Origin of the sequence: Bradyrhizobium sp. NAS80.1, from assembly GCF_001908205.1 — a bacterium.
GTDB lineage: Bacteria > Pseudomonadota > Alphaproteobacteria > Rhizobiales > Xanthobacteraceae > Bradyrhizobium.
On the sequence record NZ_LGHL01000182.1, the window covers coordinates 1 to 17,097 of the forward strand.

A 17,097-nucleotide genomic window follows, 5' to 3' on the forward strand; every position below is an offset into this window, starting at 1 on the left:
GCCCCGTTCGGGCGTAAGCCACTGATTTTGCTGTGGAGCTCGAACGACTACGAACAGAGGAGAACAACATACTGGCGGAAGGGGTGTCAGATCAACCTTTTTGATACAATTCATCTTTTCAGCGCTCATCGCCCGCGATCTACGGTCCTAGCAACGGTGACTTTTTGCGCCTCCTGACCGTAGTTTTACCGCAGCTCCAAGCGGTCATCCAAGCCCTCTGCTCTCCGGTTCACGCTCGCGACCTCCGACCGAGGTATCAGCACGGAGGGATGATTCACTCCGAGTACATGACTTTTAATCACGGGGTCCTGGGTTCGAGCCCCAGCGCGCTCACCAAAAAGTCCCTCTAAAACAAGCGCTTCGTGAATGTTCGGAAGTGTTTATTGGCTGCATCACAACCAAAGGCAGCGACTAATCAGCAATTAATCAGCACCCACACGGCTCGTACAAAACAGCGAAGCCCGCTGGCGTTCGGCGCAGTGGCCAATGTCTCACAGCCGGGAGGCTCTGGAAACGTACCATCGGGCCGCGTTGGCGAGCGCTGCACGCGAATCGCCTATGGTGACCTGATGGCTGAAGAACAACCGTACTTTGCCGAGAAGCAGGTCCACGCGATTGAACCGGAAGCGTTCATCCTCGACCTTTACCGGCTCGTTTGCATGGTCTCGGCATCTCGCGACGTGGCGAGCCATGACCTCACCTCGCCCCCCCATCGCAATGATGCAGGGAGGCTTCTTCAAGCCCGAGGTGACACGGATTTTGATCTCCTGTGCGGCTGGCCTGCGAATCCAGTTTGATCAGTTGGGACCAAAAGACGAGCAAAGCTCAGACTGCGGAAAACTGTTTCCAAACTGGGCGACCGATCCGGACAAGGTCGAGGTGCTCAGCCTGCGCGAGGCCTGCAACAAGATCATTCACGCAACCGACATCAGGTTCGATGTCGTGGTCCCCGATGCAGCTATCAACCCGGATGAGGAAGGCGCTTACTACCAACCGCACCTTTACCTGTATGGAAGCAAGGGGGCAACGATTGGCGCGCCGAGCTGTCGTTAATCGACTTCGCGCGGTGGGGCGCGGTGGCGTTTAAATGGTTTGCCGTCCTGACGTAGCTCGGCCGATGTTCGGTGGCGCGGAGCTAGAAGCCCTATCGACCGAGAGCGGGTCTCAGTTTGACGAGCCAAGCCGGTGCTCGGTCATCGATAAGGCCGTCTTTCAAAATCACTCATACTGACCCGCACGGACTGGGTACCCAACGAGATCGACTCGAATTCCAAACATCCCGTTGACGGTTCGAAACGAGCGATAACCTCTGGATAAAACAGTTCTAGTCGAGTCTGGGAAGCCCGATGTCGTCGGGTTGGCTCATAGTCATGAGGGCCGTAGCCGTGGTGGCCCTCGATTTCAATTTCAATGTCGAGCGAAATCTCTACCTCGATTTCCGGTTCGCAAGTGAATGTCCCGGCCTGCTCCTCCAAGACGTTTAGCGAGATAACGTTGATGGAGTGCACGTCATCAATTCGTGCAGCCACGATGGCAACTCCTTCACTTCTGTCGTAGCTGCTAAATTCGACGTCGAGATCATGCTTGATCTTATCAGCTAGTCTGTCACTAAGGTATTCGCTTTCGCGAAGAGCCTTTTCGAGCGCGTCGTGCACCTCTTGTGAAACGGTTGCTTGAGAAATTATCTCTGCAATCGACTCCGCATGGAAAAGTGGCCCCGCCTCGGAACAACACTCCCGTAAATCCGGATCATCGGAAACGATGTAGACTGTCGAATTGTGTTGACGGCACCAGCTACGAATAGACGCGATTGAGATCGCGTCGGGGAATTCAGACTTCTTCTTCGTGCTGAACGGAGGCCGCTTAGCGAAATAGTCCTCAAGGACGCCCTTCACATCAGAAATCAAAGGCACATTCACTGATTTGGTGTGTTTCAAAAATTCGTCGAAGGCCGTTTCCAATGTCTCTAGTGCGGTGGCTTGATCCCTTACGTTTTCGATGACCGCCGAAGCGCCGAGCTGATCCATAATGCCGCCGTGCTTGATTAAAGAGGAGCTTGCCTCAGCGAGCAGTTCTCGAAGCTGAGACTTAACCTCTCCAACCGTTATGTCAGTGACTAAGAGGCGTAGCTGCCCCTGCTTCGCAAACTCGGCAAGTTTCGATAGGGAGCGCCCGTTCCAATCGAAGCGCGCCTTCCGCAGGGCCTGCGTATCTACAAAAATGTACTTTGTCCGAAGATGGGGGCGGCGATTTTCGCTCTCCGTCATTAAAACCTTACCCCCGTTGGCATGCCTTGCAGCTTTCAAGATTTGCGATGCTGCGCTGTCTGAAGTCGTTATCGTAAGTGCCCATCCAATGCCTCTAGACCTGCATCGCCTTTCTCTTTTGTTTCCGCTTCCTGCGCTGCGCAGAATTCCAAATCATCACTTTCCGTCCGACTTGGCTCCCGATACCGAGCGAAATAAATGGAATCGGATACCACCACCATTTCACACGCCACGTGGGCATTTGGTCGGTCGGCAGCTCTGGAGGCCTCGACGTTTGCGGGCTCAACTCCGGTACGTCGCCAGCCCTGACCCATCCGGTGAAGCCGTGCCGCCAAACCAGCACGTTCTCAGGTTCCGACGATCGCGCGAGCGCGGTCTTCAATGCCTCAAGAGTGGTCGGCCCGACCTGTCCATTGTAGTCCGCGTAGTACCAAGCCTCAGACACCAGCCAGCCCCTTTCAACGCGGTGCGCGGCGCGCATTGGGGCTTGCCGGGACCGGCTACGCAACCGATGGATGCCGTTATCCCCGGAATTGATCACCGCGCGCGCAGCGCCTGTCCCCGCGTCTGGCGTTGAAGCGCCTCCTGCAGCCACCGGACCAGAAACCGAACAGCTTCTAAGCGGAGTGCCCTCGCGCCTCCACCACCTGCAGCAAGGCCTCGCGAACCTCGCGGCACCGATACCAATCGTCGCGCGCCACATAGCCCGGCGGATGGCAAGGACCCTCGCTGCGATCGTTGACGTGATTGCAGGTCCACCATTCTTCGACGAGACCCAGCATGCGGGCCAGCTCGTGCGAGCCCTGCTTGAACTCCTCGCTGTGCTGGTCCATGCCTTCCAGCTCGACGAACAGCGCCAGCGCTTCCGGGGCGACTCCGACCGAGCGCTCCGGTGGCCTCATCAGAAGCCACCGGACTTCGGCGGCCGGCCCGGCTTCTCGCGCTTCGGCTCGTCGAACAGGCCGAGCTGCTTCAGGAACGCCGCGACGCGCTTCTGGGCCGCGCCCTCGCAGGCGATCAGCGGATTGGCCTGCGGCTGTCCAGTCGAGCCGGGGACGGTCTGGCCCATCTTCTCGATCTCAAGACGCAGAGCTTCAGCGCGATCGGAGGCCAGACAGGCGAGCTTCAAAACTTCGGCCTGCGTCTCGTCCAGGGCGTAGCGGGCCATGACGGTGCGCCAGAGCCGAGAACCGGCAGAAGCCAGTTCCGAGGGTGGTTCCGGGATGGTTGCCGGCCGAAAAACGACGATTTCAGGCGTTTTGACCATGGTTGAGACGACCTCAAAACGGGAACGCGCAGTTAAATTCGCGCCAGTTGGGGTGCATCCGCGCTCCGATGCGCAGGGAGGCTCTCTTTTTCGGAAGTGCCCCCCGGCCCCTTTGAACGTGTCTCCTATGCCCTCAATAGCGGCGTCAAGGCGGACATCGCACGAGGTCGCAGATGGGCGCGCCTCAACCTCTTCGAGCTAACATTTGCAATTTGCGCACGGACTTTCCGTAACGCGGTGCGCGAAAGTCCAAGAAACTTATGCCGTCCGCCTCCTAGTCTCACTCATCGTGATCGACGCCGCGATGTGCCGAGTATTTTTCCGTGCGGGTGAAATATTTTGGACTTTGAGGGAATACAGCGATCAGGCCCACGATCATAACCGTATCACTCGGCGCTGCGGTGGACTTTAAGGGCTGCGCAATGCCTCCACTCGCTGCTTGGACCTCACGCCATAAGGAGCGGGAATATGTCTGAAGCTCCGAAATTATCGTACGCCTCTCCGATTGACAAATATTTAGATCAGATTGGGCACTGGTTGGTCGTGACAACAGCCCAAATGGGTCGCGGTGGAAGCAAACCGAGGCCACCCTGGCAACAATTCGACGATACCCATCACTGGGATTCAACCGCTGAGGAATGGATCCCCAACGATCTGGGGCGCTGAAGCGGCCTCGCCGTTCGATCTCAGCAACCTCGATGACAACGTCGTCAGGTCTATCTTGGAATTTCCCAAGATGCATGGGCTGCCTCAGTTCACGCGCGGCAGGGGCGGCAGGTCGAGCAGCTTGCTGCGATCGGCGCTGCTCTCAATGGTCTGGAGCTTCAGCTTGGCGATCTCGGCTTCCAGTTGCGCGGCCTTCGCTTCGGATTCGGACGCCGTCAGCCGCAGTTCCTGCAGCTCGCGCTCGACGGCCTCGGCGAGCTGGTTTGTGGCGTGCATGCCGTCGAACAGCATTTGCTCAAGTGCGGTGGTCTGCTTCGATCGCGCTGCGGATGGCGGATGCACTGGTCGCGCTGGCCGTCGAGGCGTTCATTTGCCTCGTTCTGCGCACCTCGTAGCGGCTTCACTTCGACGCAAGACGAGACCGCTTCTGCTCTTCATCCTGCTTCAAGAAGTCCTCTGCAGTGCGGCCCGGCTCTGGCTTGAAGACATCGTCGAGAACGGTGAATGCAGTGATCCTGTCGAGCCGGAAGACCCTGAAACCGCCCCGAAGCTCGCACCACGCTGCCAGCAGCCAGACCGGGCCGTAGAACGCCATGATCAGCGGACGCACCACGCGCTCGCTCGACTGCCCTCCGAGGTCTTCGTAGGTGAACTTGACCTTCTGCTGCCTTCGGATCGCGTGACGCAAGGCGGCTTGATCGAAGCCGATGGCCTTGCCTGTGTGATCAGCCGGTGCCCACAGTCCCGCGAGGTCGAGGTGATGCCGCAGCCCCTCGGGCAGCACGTCGCCGACCTTGTGGATCACCTTAGCAGCCGCCGCCGCTAGTTCAGGGTCCGCCCACGACTGCACGATACGGGCACCTAGAAGCAGCGCCTCGATCTCGTCTTCATCGAACATGAGCGGTGGCAAGTCGAAACCGGGCCGCAGGATGTAGCCGACCCCCGCCTCACCGTCGATGGGCACACCTCGTGCGATCATGTCCCGGATGTCCCGGTAGACGGTGCGCTCGGACACTTCCAAGATCACGGCAAGGTCGCTCGCCCGCGTCGCCTTCTTCTTGCGGCGCAGTATCTGGATGATCTCGAAGAGACGGTCGGCGCGGCGCATGGAGCTGCCATCCTGATGGTGTCAGGCTGGGCCTAACACGGACTGCGCAGCAGTGTCTGCGATAGTCGTAGCCCTCGGTCATTCCTGACACCACCCTGTCAGGAGCGGTGTCGTATGCCCCCCGCCACGATGACAAACGCAGCAAGTGAAGAGGACCGCATGACCGACAGCAAGATCACATCGAAGTCGGCACTGCAGAGCACACGGCGTGGTGTCATGATGACGCTTGGCATGACACTGCTCCACGGCTTCAACATGTCGATCTACGCTTGCAGCGACATCCACCGAGCCTAACACAACGAGGAGTTCAACTGTGTCCGAAGACAACCAAATGCGTGATCTGTTCGACTGTTGGGAGGAAGTGTGGCACGGCGGCAAGTTCGAGCTGGTGCCTAGCTGCATCGAAGACAACTACATCAGGCACAACGAGAAGGGCACGAGAGTTGTGACGCGCGATGAGTATGCCGCCGAAGTCGCGACGATCCGGAAGGAGAAGCCTGACTTCCGAACGGTGGTCTATGACCACTGGTTCGTCGGCAACCGGGCTTGGTTCCGGTTCTCGTAAAAGTGGACAGACCCGGAGACTGGCAAGCCTCAGTCGCAGTCGGGCATCCAGACCTACCGAGCCGTGAACGGCAGGCTTGCTGAAACGTGGCAGGCCATGCACCCCGTCGGGTCCGACTGGAATGACACCGTAGCGCAAGACCGCTGGACCTCGCCGTCGCCCATCAAGTAGCGGTTGCCACCGTTGGCCTGATCACATCACCCGTGATCAAGCCAGCACGGCACGTCCCGCCGCGGTGGTGGTCTGCGCCAGTCGCATCGGCTGCGCCTAACGACTATGCTGCCCAAGCCGCAAGCACAGCCTCTGCTCCTGACGGCCCTCGCGCCCTAGACAATCGCCTCGATGTCTTCCGGTTACTGGTTCAAGCTGGTCCCGATGGGATGCCTGCCGGAGCAGTCGCAGAAGCGTTGAGCATCGCCCCGAACACGCTGACATTCCACTTCGATCGGTTGCGCATGGCCGGGCTCATCACCGTCCGACGAGATTGGCGCTCGATGATTTACGCTGCGCAGTTCGACACGATGAACGGGCTCCTCGCATTCCTCACTGAGAATTGCTGCGGCGGCGCAGCCTCGCGACCGTAGTTTTCAGCCATCTGCCGCCGCGCATCGGCTTCACCTGGCACCCTGCTCTGCTCAGCAAGCTCTAGGCAGAGCCGTTCGAACATTCTGAGCTCGTCGAGGATGCGCTGATCCTGCCCCATGGGCGCCGATCAGACTCCGGCGCCCATGCAGTAGGTCTCAGTTCAATTTCTTTGGTTTGTTGTCCGCGATCGGCTTAGGCAGGTATCCTTCATCGCCCATCCGAATTGCCTTACCGTTGCTCTTTCTCAATAGCGCGGAGCTAGTCCAGAAGCTCGGCCTCTATCTGTCGCATGTGCTTCGCGGTGGGGCCATCCGGGAAGCCCTTGAGGAGCTGGCGCCAACGTTCCAGTCGCTCCTCCAGTATCCGCTTGTCCCGGTCTCGACGTGCCTTTGGCTTTAAAACCGATGGCACTTTTAAGAATCAGCGATCCCAAAGAAACAGCTTGCGGCGTTGAGGCAGCCTTACTGCTCCATCCTCTCAACTTGGAAATTGAATCTGACCTCCATCGAGGCCGGGTTCGTCGCGCACTTCGATAGCCATGTACCGTTTAGCGCCGTTGGTTGAGCCATGCATCGCGTCTCGCGCCATGTCAGCCAAGGACTTGGCGGCATCAGCCTGCACGGCCTGAAGGTTCGAAAGCTCCATTCCCTCTTCGTCGATGGCGAGCACACCTTCATCGAGCAGATCGAAATAGTAGCGAGCCATGACTTTAAGCTCCCGGCCTACGCACTAACCCAAGTTAATCGGAGGGGGCTCGTTCCTAGCAACGGTGGCCCTAGTTTTGCAGTTCCATGAGGATGCGGTCGCGGTCTGCGATATGAATCGCCTGCGTTTCCCGCATTGTAGTGAGCACTGCCTGAGCGCCGGTCGTGTCGTGATTATGGTGGGCAAGCTCATCGATAAGCTCTTGCTGCCTCGCAAGATGCTCCGCGCCCTCCGATATGTGACGCTGGGCTATAGCCAAGTGTTTTTCGAGCATGGCGCGATCCATTCCGCACCCTACAGTGAATTCGAACGCTTCCAAATTCGACTTAGGATACTTGGCGCGCAGGTGACAAACCTCTGGCACGACCATTCCACCCGTTGGTTGTTCCGCCCTCAATATGACCATTGCTGCGATGCGAATTAACTCGCTCTTGAGGTCGCTGCGGAGCATACTCGGCGTATCACCGTTCCGCATCCTGGCATTTGCCGGTGACTGAGAGTGTTGCGCTCCCGCCTATGCATAGGGAGGCATGATGGCCCAATCTCAGCGCCCGTCGCCCGCCATTCCACCGATCGCATTTCAGCGCCCCGCCTGTCCGAGGTGCGAAGCTTCGATGATGCTCGTCAGCATCGAGCCAGAGAGCCCGGGCGTGGACTTGCACAGGTATCAGTGCGCTGTCTGCAACTACGTGCTTACGACCCTTGCCGCCTACGAAGATCCTTTGCATTCGAAGGCCCTTGGCCGCTGGCTTCAAGGCGATTTGCACCCACCGAAGTAAGGCACGCCATGAGCAAAGCCCGCGCGATCCGATATCGCCGACTAGCGCTCGCCTCTAGCGACAGGGCCAACGTGGACCTGCTTCTTAGGCTTGCGGACGAATGCGATCGGGGAATTCTCTGCACCGCTGAATGGCGATCGGCCGGACCAGATCGCAAGAATGAGCAGCCACCAACGGCAGGAGAGGACAGGTTACGGTTTGCGTGGGACCCGTCAAATGACGACCCAAACCGGGACCGCCCCAGATGAGTCGAAGCGGCCCCGTTTTCTGCTACCGCCTCAGTCGGCGGCGGTGTGCCGCGAGCCGCGCGCGCTCACTTTGACGCTGGGCGATATATCGTCCATACTCGCGCTATGGTTGCTTTGGATGAGATCGAACGAAACGCCGCGCAGGCGCAATTGAAACGCCTGGAAGGGCTCGTTGAGGATATACGCAAGGCGCTGGGTGGCCCGAGCAATGCCAGCGAGAAGGTGGCATCGCTAAAGGAATTGCTCGCCGTTCAAGGGTATCGCGTCGACGGCCACTAGGCCCGCTAGCGCGAACCGAGTGGAAGCTGCCGCCCATCGCTGTCACGATCCGACAATAGCTCCGACGAGAAGGCTACGATGCCGCTGTGACTTGGCAGCGAAGGAACTTACCATAAACCTTGTTGTTCGTGCTTCGCAGGGCCATGAAGAGGGCAGCGCATGTCATCATTGGAAAGCGTCCTCCCATCCTGCCCCCAATGCGAGGCTTGGCCGATGGCCGTTTCAGGTACACCGGGCCGCTCCCGTGGAGCGGAGGCTGAGTTCCGTTGCCCGCGCTGCCTACGTCGCGAGGTATTCGCCATGCGCCGCTCGAAAGCCCCTCCTGGCGCACATTGGCCAGCAAAGGCTGGCCGCTTTCGAAGCGCCCCCGGGGTACTCCGATAAGGCTCGGAAGTGGAGACCAATTGCTCGGTAGGTAGCGGGTCGGGCGCAATTCTGCTGCCGCATCTTCGAGTTTGCCGGCACTCCCAGCTTCGACCTAGAGCATCGAGAGCTCGACGATCCCGTCTTCAAGTTGGCCTGAAGCGAGGCGGGCTCGCGCCATATGTTCCAACTCGGTCCGATACTTGTGAAGATAGCTGAAGGCCTGCTTGTCCGTCTGGAACGTCGTCGTAAGTCTGCACGTCTGTCGCGATGCGCCGAGCGCAAGTGAAAACGTGATTGTTCCGCCGCCGTCCGACTTGACTCTGGGCACGATCCGTTTCCTCCGGCTTGTGACTCGGTCGTCGGCAAGTTCATCGATAGTTGCCGGCTATCGCGGCAACTTTGTTGTACGCTTCTTTGGCGCGGGCGCTGGCAACGATGCTCGACGAGTTGCGTCAGCCACTTCCTTGGCCTCGCGCAGCTCGCGAAGTCGCGCCATGTTCTTCCGCACCTCGATCGCGTGTCGTTCGACATCCGCGATCGCCCGCGCTCCCTCTTCAGCGGCTAAACGCTGGCGATTGGACCGCTCGATTGCTGCGGGTGACGGTACTGCCGATTTCCTGGCGCTCATCCTTTACCCGTTCCGCGATAGGCAAAACCCGCTCGATCCGGGGATCGAGCGGGCAGCGTAGCCGTTTCAGTACATCCGTGAAACGGCACTATAAGATCAGGCCAGCGAGAGGTTTTCGGCGCTGACCTTGCCCCGCATCTTGTCGGTCTTCGCCTCGAAATTGACCTTTTGGCCCTCGGCGAGACCCGAGAGACCAGCTCGTTCGACCGCGCTGATGTGAACGAACACATCGTTGCCGCCATCATCCGGCTGGATAAATCCGAACCCCTTTTGGCCGTTGAACCATTTAACGGTACCTGTCGTCATTTTCTTCTCCAAAGCGCGCAAGCGCGTGCCGCGCGACAATCACGCGGCGATTTCAACTTCGTCGATGTCTTTGGAAAAGGAGCCCGCGGGCGCGTTCAACAAGGCACAGCGGCTAATCGAATGCGCTCAAGATATATGATATTCGCAAAATTACAAGGACGGGAGCCAATTTGTTTCGGCCCGACACCTCTGGTTGCCGATCGAAGGCCGCTTCGGATGGGCCAGCCGGGGTATGCAAAGGGCTTTATCGATCGGCGTTTTAATCGATTGACTTGGTCGGCGAGAGTGGTCACGTTGCCTCTACTGAACCGTATCGCCGTGACGAGCAGATCGGCCCGTTTCGAGGCCGGCGAAGAAATACGCGGTCACTCTCATTCTCCCATTCGCAACGAGACTCCTGCGCAATTGGCTGCGTGCAGGACTGCCGCATTTGCAGCCGAGCGAGGAGTTTCAATTGCAGGTACTGGTCCGCGACAACAATGTCGATCAAGCGCTTCGCGTTCTGAAGAAGAAGATGCAGCGCGAGGGCGTCTTTCGGGAGATGAAGCAACGACGCTCCTATGAGAAACCTTCAGAGAGAAAGACGCGCGAAAAAGCCGAAGCCATTCGGCGGGCCCGCAAGCTCGCTCGGAAGCAGGCGATCAGGGAAGGCCTGCTTCCAGCGCCCCCGAAAAAGAAGCTTCCGGAGCGCAAGCCGCCGCTGCCGCAAACTCTCAGGCCTGCGGACTGAAAACGACTCCTGATTTCCAAGACAGGATGAAACGACGGGTGGCACTGTCCGTATGAGCCCGGTGCCTCAAACTGAATTTCGCAGCGTTCTCGTTCGCCAGGAACGGCCGGTTGGCAGTAATGTTGCCGTCTGTGCCAGACCAGAGGTGCGCCGCATTGACCCGATATTACTTCGACATCAGGGACAACACCGGCCTCTACCCCGACGAGGAGGGGTTGGAGTTTGGAACTCAGCAGGAGGCCGAAGCGGAGGCCGCCCAAGCGCTGGCAGACTTGGTCCGCGATCTCGCGCCCCTGGACGAACGGCAAGACGTTGCCGTCGAGGTGCGAACCGACATTGAGCGGGTGTTTAAAGCCGCGCTCATTTTCACTAGCAACAAAACAACCGAGTGAAGGAGTCGGCAAACGTGGTTCCGGCTATTCAAGCGTTGGAGCAGATCTCCGGGTAACGATGTCTTGACACTCGTCGTCGAGACCGCGGACCGCTTCGCCCGCGATCCCGTCAGGAACTTTGGGGTCCGCGGGCCGTTGGTGCGCGTATCCCCGAAATTGGAGTTTCCCCATGCGCGAGAAGCGCTGGATGGCAACACCCGCCTCTGCCCGCGCGACCAAGGCGTCGATTGAACCTATGACAAGCGGCTATGCCTTGGTCGTCGACGGTCACATCAAGGCAACCTTCAAGGCAAAAGACAGCGCGTTGGAGGCCGGTAGAGAATTGAAAGCTCGGTTTCCCCGTCTGCAAGTTAAAATCTTCGATGCCGAAACCAAGCGTAGCGAGGCAATTTCCGCCAGGTGATGCAGACCCATCTATGCTTCTGAATCGCGACGGTCCGGCCATGGACGGGATTTAGCATAGCGGCCCGCCAGCGTGAACCGGCGGGCCTCATATTCACGGCCTCAACGGCCCTCGCGCAATTGATGCTCTATCACTTGCAGCCTCTTTCTCAGAGCGCGATCTAGGGCACTAGCTTCTCTTGGCGCAACTCTTCCTGTGGCAATAGGCGTAGCGTTTGAGGGAGGATGGCCACTGATCGCGATGTTTCTCGCTCCAGCTCGACCAGTTCGCCCGAATGTAAGCTTCCGCGCATTCCTCGAACGTCGGCAACACCACTTTGGCCTCGACAGCTTTCGCTTCTTCCCGTGCCTTTCGCCTCTCCTGCACTATGTCAATGCCGGCCGTGCTGCGATCGCCTTTCACGCGCAGCCGAGCGGCATCCCGAGCAAGCCGCGCATCCTTTAGCGATGCCTCCTTCAACGAGCCGAGGCCGTGCCAGCGTTCTTTGCCGTCTTTCCAATATCTGTATGACCAACTCTTCGATGTTGGTCCGGTGACGATCAAGTAGAGCCCATCGCCATCGGCGTATTTGCCGGGCTTGGTTTGGCGCTCTACGTCGAGTGGTTTAAGTCTGCCAGCCATTGTTCCTCCGGAAAAACCGTCCTCCGAACCTACGGGCAAAAACTACGGTAAGTGACCCGATTAGGAAGAACACCGACGAACTGCGAAGTACAGCTTTCCGGCGCAAGTCACTGATTTTGCTGTGGAGTCCGAACGACTACGAACAGAGGAGAACAACATACTGGCGGAAGGGGTGTCCGCCGAACCATCTATTACCAATGTTTGTGCGTGTCTGCAGATGTTTGAAAATGTGCTTATTTTATAGAGTCGCTTGCTACCGTTGTCTTTCCCTGCGTGCTGTTGTTCGCTACAGTCCGGCGCAAGTGCTAGGGCAGGTGCTAGGGCAGATGGGAAGACGATGGCGCGAAAAATCAACAGGCTTAACCCCAAATCCGCGGCGACGATCAAGGACTGCGGACGGCATGCCGACGGCAATGGCTTGTATTTATCGATCTCACCGAACGGCGGCCGGCGGTGGGTGTTTCTGTATCGCTGGCACGGCAAGCCGACTGAGATCGGCTTCGGGTCGGCCCCTCGCGCTGGCACGCCCGACGCTCCCGCGCGAGCGGGCGTGAAGCTGGCAGATGCGCGGGAGCTTGCCACCCAGGCACGCGCGCTGCTGGCGAAAGGCATCAATCCGAAGGACGCGCGAAAGGCCCCAGAGGGCGCTACATTCGGGGAGTGCGCCAAGGACTACATCGAAGCCAACAAGGCCGGCTGGAAGAATGACAAGCATCTCGACCAGTGGCGAATGACGCTGTTGGGCATCGGACCCAAGGGGGAGCCGGCGAAGTTCGATTACTGCAAATCGATCCGTGGTCTTGCCGTTGACGCGGTCACCGACCTTCACGTCATGAAGATCCTGCAGCCGATCTGGAACACCAAAACGGAGACGGCAAACCGGATTCGGGGACGGATTGAAAAGGTACTCGACCGGGCGAAGGCTTTGAAGCTACGCTCTGGGGAGAACCCCGCGCGGTGGGTTGGACACCTCGACCAGCTCTTGCCGAAGAAGTCGCAAGTAGCTCCTGTCGAGAACTACCCGGCGCTGCCCTATCAGCAGATGCCGGAGTTTATTGCGGAGCTGCGCCAGCGTGAGGGCATTGCGGCGCGCGCGCTCGAATACACGATCCTCACCGCTGCTCGAACGAGCGAGACGGTCGGCGCGACACGGACCGAGATTGAGCCGAAAGAGAAGCTCTGGACGGTCCCCAAGGAACGCATGAAGGGCAAGAAGGGTGCGCGCAAGCGCGATCACGTCGTCCCCCTCACCCGTCAAGCCATCGCGATCCTCGACGATCTGCCCAAGGACGCCGATTACCTGTTTCCGGGTGGTAATCTAGGCGAGCCACTGAGCAATGCCGCGATGGCTGCCGTTATCGATCGCATGAACGAGGACCGCGCCAAGGCGGGGCTACCCAAGTGGGTCGATCCGCAGCAGAACAATCGAGAGGTCGTTCCGCATGGCTTCCGCTCGACCTTTAAGGATTGGTGCGCGGAGGTGACGTCGTACCCCAACCATCTGTCCGAAATGGCGCTGTCTCACACGCTGCCCGACAAGGTCGAAGCCGCCTATCGGCGCGGCGACATGCGGGAGAAGCGCCGGCAAATGATGGCGGCCTGGGCGACGTTTTGCTCAGTGCCGAAGGCCAGCAAGGTCGTGCAGTTCAGCGGAAGAGAATGATCTGCTTACATGGGCGGACCAAATCGGCTCGCTCGATCATATTGTTCGCGATTTGAGGTCTGATGTCGGAGGCAAAACGGAAGTATAGCGGACACGCAGCCACTTCCGAGTTTGGACCCGAAGCGGACGATCAAGCGACGAACTTCATAGGGTGATGCTCGCAGCGATTTCTGGCGTTTTTAGTTGATTTCGACGATATGGTCGATCTGAGAGTGATCCCGCGACGGATCGGTGCCAAACACCCCAGACTGGCCGTTTGGCAAATGCCAAATCCATTCAGGAGAAACGCACCCTCCAAAGTTGCCACCTGTTCGATGATTTGCGCTGTGCCACCAGTGACCTTGGTTGTCTGGGCTCCAGCACAGCCGTGTGGTCAGATCATGCTCATTTCCCCACGTCAGCAATATGTTGTCCCCGTTGGATCGAATACTCATCCTGCCGTCGTGCGGGTAATAGTGGAGAAAGTTGACGGCCTTGGCTCCCTGCGGTCCGCCTATAACGCCGCCGGCAATCAGAAGATCTCTCTCCCGACCCACCACCACCGCGAAGTTGTCGTGGTTCACCAAGATATCCGAGCAGTCGGAAGGGATGCCGGTGCCGGTATCGTTGCCGCCAAAGATGCCTTTGATTTCTGCCCCACCGATTTGGTAAAATGAGCGTCCCTTATAAAGGAAGGTCCACGACTGAACGTTGGCTCGATTCATGGTGTCGAATTCTTTGAGCAACGAAAAGTTAGCCGTTAAAGGGCAGGAAGTTTGCCCAGCGTTCGCCGTCGCAGCACTTACCAACAAAAACAGAAAACTAGCCAAATATCGCATAGCCTCCTCCTACAATGCTGAAAGAAGCGGGCACGTGCTCATCCCGCGATAGGCACCGCCGTCGATTCGACGACGGCTAGTTTTCTTGCAATTGTCTGAGCCGGATCAATTACAGGTCACTGTTTTCCAAGCGTAACCGCAGGCACCGCCATCACTCTCAAAGTCCTTCGAAATCTGACATTTGCCACGTTCGTAACCCGAGGACCAATCTTGGTTGCAGTATCTATGGCATACGTCGTTTGAGGCGGTGCTCTTCTCGCTGCCGCCTTGCAGCTGGAGGCCCGCACCACAAGCCTCCCACGTGTCGTATCCGGCGTGCAATTTGCAGATTTGTTGGTTCTCGCCGTGGCAGTGTTTTGAGGTTGCTGCCCAACTGACGGTGGTTAGTCCGCAAATCAACGGTCCCAAAAATGCTGCACAATATACTAGGCGTTTGAGCATCCTGCCCTCCCTCAAATAAATCAGCGTATTTCGCAATCTCCATCTGACGAACATCGATTCCAGTCCGTCCAACCTGAATTTGGAAACAAAGGGTCAGACGTCCGCCGCCAACAGATATCTTCACCTTGACTACCGGTCCCCGGATAAGTCTGGCGGAAGGGTTTTGACATACGCGAAGGGCCGAACACCGTATTGTTGGCTTCGCAATTTCCAGCCCTACCTTGGGTTATCTGGACTTGAGGGATCGTGTCCCAAGCCGTCATAATTACGGTGATTTCTGCGCGAGCAACGTCAATAGTAGCGACTGCAATAAAAATCAAAAATGAGAACGAGCGCATGGCACGCCTCCACCTTTGGTTGCTATTAAAGGCGCGGCTTGCTGTGGATTGCAAGCGTTTTTTAAAGAAGGCAAAGATCAAGGGTCACGCGTCGATCGTTTACGGCCGCCTTGCAACACTCGATTTTGCTGGCCTCCGAACGCCGCGGCTGCTTCTCACCCCCTGGCTGCCCGACTGTCACGGGCTACGGCTGTGAGAAGCCAAACCGAGAACCACCAATGACGACATCGCAAGAAGCAGACGAACTCCTGCATGAACGGCAGGAGAGCAGCGGACGCGGCATCGCATCCGAGCGTCCATCAGTTTGGAAAAAATTAACGATGGCAGGGTTACAGTTCAGGCCGTTCAGGCGGGGCTTATTCTTTACGCCCGTTTGGTTTGGTTGCGTGAGGAATTTCGCGCCCGCAAAGATACCGTCGCAAGCGCCAAGCGCAAAGTTCGCAAGCAGGCGTTGCAAAGAGGTGGAGCAATTTGATGCGCCACCAGCAAAAGAAGCACGTGTTACCGAGATATGCTACGCGCGCCCGACTCGAGGGTGGCGCGTGGGCCTATTGGTTTCAGGTTTATCCCTGTGGGCCGCGCACTCGGCTGCGCGAGGATCTGGGGTCGCCGGAATTCCGTGCCGCATATTCGGCGGCGCTCGTTGACGCCGCCGCCGCGGAGGACGATCGCGATGACTGGACGGAGTTGTAGCGTTACCATGAACTTCAGCGAACCGGGAGAGCTTAGATGAGTGAGCAGATCACAGTCGAACGCCTCGAACGAGCGCTTGCGGCGTGCGCCTACGTCATGGTGCTCGATGGACCGAAGCTCGCCCCGATCTTCAACCGGCTGGAGCGAGAGCTGGAAGCCGTGCGCGAGACAGAGGACACCGTTGCCCGCGCCAAACGCCTGCTCGAAACCTATAGGGCCCGCCCTCCCCGTCTCTCGCTCACGCAGCCGACTGCCGAAGTTGCGAGATCGTAGAAGTTAGCGACGGGGCATACGACCGATTCAGACAGCGCCCCGTAGACAGCGCTCCGTTCACAGCGAGGTGCTGTCGTTTTGTTGCGGTTAAGCCTGTGGGCGGACGCTCCATCCGCCACAGCAAAAACCCAGGCTGCTGAAATCGATCGATAATCCTGTCGGCAGCGCGCCCCTGCCCTAACGGCTGTCCTAGCGCCGACTGATGACCGCTCTGCGGCGCTCATTTGGACTGCGACCCCATATCTGCCGTTAGGAGGGCTTGCCAGAGTCCGCTATGCGCCGATAGCGACCAAAGTTTGCAGCGCAGCCAAATGACGCGATGGGCCAACAGGCGACATCGGACGGACGACTCGATGACTTCGTTGAGCTAGGGAGGAACATGTTCTCCTGCTTTGGAACTGAAACCTTCTGAACACAGGTGAATTTACCCGCGGGGCCTTCGCAAGACGCGAGGCATGCCATGCACCCTCTATCGGCGGGCGACGTATTTCTCACTGTCGCAATCATGAGCGTAACCTTCCTGGCCGAGATTGGGTTTTTCATGCTGCTTGGAATGTTCTGAAAGGAATGCGCTCTGGGCAGGGGGGCCAACGCGCGGTCTAGTTGCCCACAAGCTTGATGGTTGAGACCGGCAATCTTCCATCATGACCTTTGATCGAAACACGAAGCCCGTGCAATTCATCCAGCCAAACGTTCTCCACCGTGCCTGCCTTTCCGTCGGTTAGGACCACGGCTTTGCCGATCAATTCAGATTGCGCCTCACCGTACTCGTTCAAAATCTTTGATGCATGGCGTTTCACCGATGGCATTGCTCGTCCATGTTCGGCCGCCCCATCTGCAACTCAACGGCGAGGTTTTTTCCAGTGCTCCGCATCGTGAACGATTGACGGTGAGCGCTCCAATTCGCGGAGCCGGTCGATTTGCGTCTTGAGGCGCGCTGGCAGTTTCGGCTCTGG

Annotated in this window: 27 protein-coding genes; 13 read left to right on the plus strand and 14 right to left on the minus strand. The window is 58.3% G+C overall.

Going from position 1 to position 17,097, the window contains the following annotated elements; all coding sequences use genetic code 11:
* The first annotated feature begins 690 nt into the window (after positions 1-690).
* Positions 691-1,053 (plus strand): hypothetical protein, encoded by a 363-nt coding sequence (locus AC629_RS34190; RefSeq protein ID WP_143199650.1) that lies wholly within the window; start codon positions 691-693, stop codon positions 1,051-1,053.
* 140 nt (positions 1,054-1,193) lie between these two features.
* Here the strand turns inward: AC629_RS34190 and AC629_RS34195 are convergent, their stop codons facing one another.
* The 6 genes from AC629_RS34195 to AC629_RS34220 form a co-directional block, all read right to left on the minus strand.
* Entirely contained in the window at positions 1,194-2,267 is a 1,074-nt protein-coding gene (locus AC629_RS34195) for a PIN domain-containing protein (RefSeq protein WP_084809193.1), read from the minus strand.
* A 94-nt stretch (positions 2,268-2,361) separates the two neighbouring features.
* Positions 2,362-2,970 (minus strand): DUF4339 domain-containing protein, encoded by a 609-nt coding sequence (locus AC629_RS50770; RefSeq protein ID WP_084809194.1) that lies wholly within the window; start codon positions 2,968-2,970, stop codon positions 2,362-2,364.
* Positions 2,885-3,169, minus strand: a complete 285-nt coding sequence (locus tag AC629_RS34205; protein WP_084809195.1) for a hypothetical protein — start codon at positions 3,167-3,169, stop codon at positions 2,885-2,887. Before AC629_RS34205 ends, AC629_RS50770 begins: the two co-directional genes overlap by 86 nt.
* Entirely contained in the window at positions 3,169-3,534 is a 366-nt protein-coding gene (locus AC629_RS34210) for a P27 family phage terminase small subunit (RefSeq protein WP_084809196.1), read from the minus strand. The genes AC629_RS34205 and AC629_RS34210 overlap by 1 nt, the downstream gene beginning before the upstream one ends.
* Positions 3,535-4,284: 750 nt before the next feature.
* Positions 4,285-4,491, minus strand: coding sequence for a hypothetical protein (locus AC629_RS34215; protein ID WP_084809197.1), 207 nt, complete (start codon positions 4,489-4,491; stop codon positions 4,285-4,287).
* A gap of 109 nt (positions 4,492-4,600) precedes the next feature.
* Positions 4,601-5,308, minus strand: a complete 708-nt coding sequence (locus AC629_RS34220; RefSeq protein ID WP_084809198.1) for a helix-turn-helix transcriptional regulator — start codon at positions 5,306-5,308, stop codon at positions 4,601-4,603.
* Between the two features lie 159 nt (positions 5,309-5,467).
* On the opposite strand from AC629_RS34220, the gene AC629_RS49980 reads away from it, so the two are divergent.
* The 3 genes from AC629_RS49980 (at position 5,468) to AC629_RS49985 (ending at position 6,457) form a co-directional block, all read left to right on the plus strand.
* Positions 5,468-5,602, plus strand: coding sequence for a hypothetical protein (locus tag AC629_RS49980; protein WP_283848218.1), 135 nt, complete (start codon positions 5,468-5,470; stop codon positions 5,600-5,602).
* A 37-nt stretch (positions 5,603-5,639) separates the two neighbouring features.
* The gene (locus AC629_RS49220) at positions 5,640-5,873 is read left to right on the plus strand and encodes an ester cyclase (RefSeq protein ID WP_245332080.1); all 234 of its coding nucleotides are present in this window, start codon (positions 5,640-5,642) and stop codon (positions 5,871-5,873) included.
* A 203-nt stretch (positions 5,874-6,076) separates the two neighbouring features.
* Positions 6,077-6,457, plus strand: a complete 381-nt coding sequence (locus tag AC629_RS49985) for an ArsR/SmtB family transcription factor (protein WP_283848219.1) — start codon at positions 6,077-6,079, stop codon at positions 6,455-6,457.
* 478 nt (positions 6,458-6,935) lie between these two features.
* On the opposite strand, the gene AC629_RS34235 is transcribed toward AC629_RS49985, so the two are convergent.
* Positions 6,936-7,163 carry a DUF6894 family protein gene (locus tag AC629_RS34235; RefSeq protein ID WP_245332082.1) on the minus strand — a complete coding sequence of 76 codons (228 nt, stop codon included), beginning with the start codon at positions 7,161-7,163 and terminating at the stop codon, positions 6,936-6,938.
* Between the two features lie 70 nt (positions 7,164-7,233).
* Positions 7,234-7,614, minus strand: coding sequence for a hypothetical protein (locus AC629_RS34240; protein ID WP_084809199.1), 381 nt, complete (start codon positions 7,612-7,614; stop codon positions 7,234-7,236).
* A gap of 690 nt (positions 7,615-8,304) precedes the next feature.
* Here AC629_RS34240 and AC629_RS47235 point away from each other — a divergent pair.
* Positions 8,305-8,469, plus strand: coding sequence for a hypothetical protein (locus AC629_RS47235; protein WP_168195648.1), 165 nt, complete (start codon positions 8,305-8,307; stop codon positions 8,467-8,469).
* A 478-nt stretch (positions 8,470-8,947) separates the two neighbouring features.
* Here AC629_RS47235 and AC629_RS49230 read toward each other — a convergent pair whose 3' ends face one another.
* Both AC629_RS49230 and AC629_RS49235 read right to left on the minus strand, forming a co-directional pair.
* Complete coding sequence (locus tag AC629_RS49230) at positions 8,948-9,163, minus strand: hypothetical protein (RefSeq protein ID WP_084809200.1); 216 nt, start codon at positions 9,161-9,163, stop codon at positions 8,948-8,950.
* 57 nt (positions 9,164-9,220) lie between these two features.
* Complete coding sequence (locus tag AC629_RS49235) at positions 9,221-9,424, minus strand: transcriptional regulator (RefSeq protein ID WP_245332084.1); 204 nt, start codon at positions 9,422-9,424, stop codon at positions 9,221-9,223.
* On the opposite strand from AC629_RS49235, the gene AC629_RS47870 reads away from it, so the two are divergent.
* Complete coding sequence (locus AC629_RS47870; protein ID WP_210419151.1) at positions 9,330-9,524, plus strand: hypothetical protein; 195 nt, start codon at positions 9,330-9,332, stop codon at positions 9,522-9,524. The two genes, AC629_RS49235 and AC629_RS47870, sit on opposite strands and share 95 nt — an antisense overlap.
* Before the next feature lie 35 nt (positions 9,525-9,559).
* Here the strand turns inward: AC629_RS47870 and AC629_RS34255 are convergent, their stop codons facing one another.
* Positions 9,560-9,769, minus strand: a complete 210-nt coding sequence (locus tag AC629_RS34255) for a cold-shock protein (RefSeq protein ID WP_028151479.1) — start codon at positions 9,767-9,769, stop codon at positions 9,560-9,562.
* A gap of 454 nt (positions 9,770-10,223) precedes the next feature.
* Between AC629_RS34255 and rpsU the strand changes: the two genes are divergently transcribed.
* From rpsU to AC629_RS34270, 3 genes are all read left to right on the plus strand, one after another.
* Positions 10,224-10,499, plus strand: a complete 276-nt coding sequence (gene rpsU / locus AC629_RS34260) for a 30S ribosomal protein S21 (protein ID WP_084809209.1) — start codon at positions 10,224-10,226, stop codon at positions 10,497-10,499.
* Positions 10,500-10,654: 155 nt separating this feature from the next.
* Positions 10,655-10,891 (plus strand): DUF6894 family protein, encoded by a 237-nt coding sequence (locus AC629_RS34265; RefSeq protein WP_084809210.1) that lies wholly within the window; start codon positions 10,655-10,657, stop codon positions 10,889-10,891.
* Positions 10,892-11,060: 169 nt separating this feature from the next.
* Complete coding sequence (locus AC629_RS34270) at positions 11,061-11,294, plus strand: hypothetical protein (protein WP_143199652.1); 234 nt, start codon at positions 11,061-11,063, stop codon at positions 11,292-11,294.
* 168 nt (positions 11,295-11,462) lie between these two features.
* On the opposite strand, the gene AC629_RS34275 is transcribed toward AC629_RS34270, so the two are convergent.
* Positions 11,463-11,915, minus strand: a complete 453-nt coding sequence (locus AC629_RS34275; protein WP_245332083.1) for an Arm DNA-binding domain-containing protein — start codon at positions 11,913-11,915, stop codon at positions 11,463-11,465.
* Between the two features lie 337 nt (positions 11,916-12,252).
* Here AC629_RS34275 and AC629_RS34280 point away from each other — a divergent pair, with 337 nt between their 5' ends.
* Positions 12,253-13,578 carry a tyrosine-type recombinase/integrase gene (locus tag AC629_RS34280; RefSeq protein ID WP_084809202.1) on the plus strand — a complete coding sequence of 442 codons (1,326 nt, stop codon included), beginning with the start codon at positions 12,253-12,255 and terminating at the stop codon, positions 13,576-13,578.
* A 179-nt stretch (positions 13,579-13,757) separates the two neighbouring features.
* Here the strand turns inward: AC629_RS34280 and AC629_RS34285 are convergent, their stop codons facing one another.
* A complete protein-coding gene (locus tag AC629_RS34285) occupies positions 13,758-14,396 on the minus strand; it encodes a hypothetical protein (protein WP_084809203.1) in 639 nt (212 codons plus the stop codon).
* Between the two features lie 687 nt (positions 14,397-15,083).
* Between AC629_RS34285 and AC629_RS34290 the strand changes: the two genes are divergently transcribed.
* The 3 genes from AC629_RS34290 (at position 15,084) to AC629_RS34300 (ending at position 16,141) form a co-directional block, all read left to right on the plus strand.
* Positions 15,084-15,371: a hypothetical protein gene (locus tag AC629_RS34290; RefSeq protein WP_143199653.1), complete on the plus strand. Its 288-nt coding sequence runs from the start codon at positions 15,084-15,086 to the stop codon at positions 15,369-15,371.
* A 108-nt stretch (positions 15,372-15,479) separates the two neighbouring features.
* Entirely contained in the window at positions 15,480-15,650 is a 171-nt protein-coding gene (locus AC629_RS47240) for a hypothetical protein (protein ID WP_168195649.1), read from the plus strand.
* Between the two features lie 254 nt (positions 15,651-15,904).
* Positions 15,905-16,141, plus strand: a complete 237-nt coding sequence (locus AC629_RS34300; RefSeq protein ID WP_084809206.1) for a hypothetical protein — start codon at positions 15,905-15,907, stop codon at positions 16,139-16,141.
* A 599-nt stretch (positions 16,142-16,740) separates the two neighbouring features.
* Here AC629_RS34300 and AC629_RS34305 read toward each other — a convergent pair.
* On the minus strand, positions 16,741-16,950 hold the full coding sequence (locus AC629_RS34305; RefSeq protein WP_084809207.1) for a PRC-barrel domain-containing protein: 210 nt from the start codon (positions 16,948-16,950) through the stop codon (positions 16,741-16,743).
* Positions 16,951-17,097: the final 147 nt, after the last annotated feature.